The 1856-nt window shown below is 62.3% G+C and carries 1 protein-coding gene; it reads right to left on the bottom strand.

All coding sequences use genetic code 11. From position 1 onward, the window contains the following. Nucleotides 1–1856: sulfate adenylyltransferase subunit CysN (gene cysN / locus O7A61_RS32095; protein WP_337133158.1), on the bottom strand; the 1856-nt coding region annotated here is incomplete at both ends.

Genomic DNA, 1856 nt, shown 5'->3' with positions numbered 1-1856 from the left:
AGGGCATCTACCATCTCTTCAGGCGACTTGCCGAGCGTCTTGAGATGGATCTCCGGTTTCTCCGGTGCTTCATATGGAGAATCGACACCGGTGAAATTCTTGATCTCGCCATTCAGCGCGCGCGCATAGAGGCCCTTCGGGTCCCGCCTGGCGCATTCCTCGAAAGGCGTGTCGACAAAGACTTCGATGAACTCGCCACTGGCCATCAATTCGCGCGCCATGCGCCGCTCGGCTCTGAACGGCGAAATGAACGAGACGATGACGATCAGCCCGGCGTCCGCCATCAGCTTGGCCACTTCGGCGACGCGGCGAATGTTCTCGACGCGATCGGCGTCGGTGAAGCCAAGGTCGCGGTTGAGACCGTGACGGACATTGTCGCCGTCCAGGATATAGGTATGGCGGCCAGTGGCGAACAGCTTCTTCTCGAACAGGTTGGCGATGGTCGACTTGCCGGAGCCCGAAAGCCCCGTGAACCAGAACACGGCGGGCCGCTGGTTCTTCATGTCGGCGCGCACGCCCTTGCCGACATCGAGCGATTGCCAATGGATGTTTTCGGCGCGGCGCAGCGAATGCAGGATCATGCCGGCGCCGACCGTGGCGTTTGAGATGCGGTCGACCAGGATGAAGGCGCCGGTGGTGCGGTTCTCGCCAAACGGATCGAAGGCGATCGGCGTCCGCGTCGAGATGTTGCAGATGCCGACTTCGTTCATTTCAAGCGACTTGGCCGCCTCATGGGCAAAGTCGTTGACGTTGATGCGGTATTTCAGATCGGTGACGGTGGCGCTGGTCTGATCGGTCTCGGTGCGCAGGATATAGGACCGGCCAGGCAGCAGCGCATTTTCGTCGAACCAGACGATGCTGGCGGCGAACTGGTCGGCGACCTGCGGCCGTGCGGCCGGCGAAACCAGCATGTTGCCGCGTGAGATCTCGACCTCGTCGTCGAGGACCAGCGTTATGGCCTGGCCGGCCACTGCCTGTTTGAGATCGCCGCCATGGGCGACGATGCGTTTGACATGCGAGGACTTGCCCGATTTGGCGACGACGACCGCGTCGCCTTGCGCAATGGTACCGGACGCGATGGTGCCGGCAAAACCACGAAAGTCGAGATTGGGGCGATTGACGTACTGGACCGGAAAGCGGAACGGCAGCTCGGCCGTGGCTTCGTCGACCGATACGGTTTCGAGATGCTCGATCAGTGTCGGGCCGGAATACCACTGCATGGTTTCGGAGCGGCGGCTGACGTTGTCGCCGTAGCGGGCCGACATCGGGATCGGCATGATGGCTTGGAAACCGAGATCGCGCGAGAACTGCCGGTAGTCCTCGACGATCCTGTCGAAGACCGCCTGGTCGAAATCGACGAGATCGATCTTGTTGACCGCCAGCACGATGTGGCGGATGCCGAGCAGCGAGGCGATGATCGAATGGCGCCTTGTCTGGCGCAGCACCCCTTGCCGGGCATCGATCAGCACGATCGCCAGATCGGCGGTCGAGGCGCCGGTCGCCATGTTGCGGGTGTATTGCTCGTGGCCGGGCGTATCGGCAACGATGAACTTGCGCTTCGGCGTGGCGAAGAAGCGGTAGGCGACATCGATGGTGATGCCTTGCTCGCGCTCGGCCTCGAGGCCGTCGACCAAGAGCGCGAAGTCGATGTCGTCACCCGTCGTGCCGTGCTTGCGCGAATCGCGTTCGAGCGCGGCGAGCTGGTCCTCGAAAATCTGCTTGGTGTCGGACAGCAGGCGTCCGATCAACGTCGACTTGCCGTCATCCACCGAACCGCAGGTCAGGAAGCGCAGCAGCGACTTCTTCTCCTGCGCGGCCAGATAATCGCGGACGCCATCCGTGGGAGCGAGGCTCTT

Origin of the sequence: Mesorhizobium sp. Cs1321R2N1 (assembly GCF_037179725.1) — a bacterium.
In the GTDB taxonomy this organism is placed as follows: Bacteria; Pseudomonadota; Alphaproteobacteria; order Rhizobiales; family Rhizobiaceae; genus Mesorhizobium; species Mesorhizobium salmacidum.
This window is presented reverse-complemented; position numbering and strand designations above follow the sequence as displayed.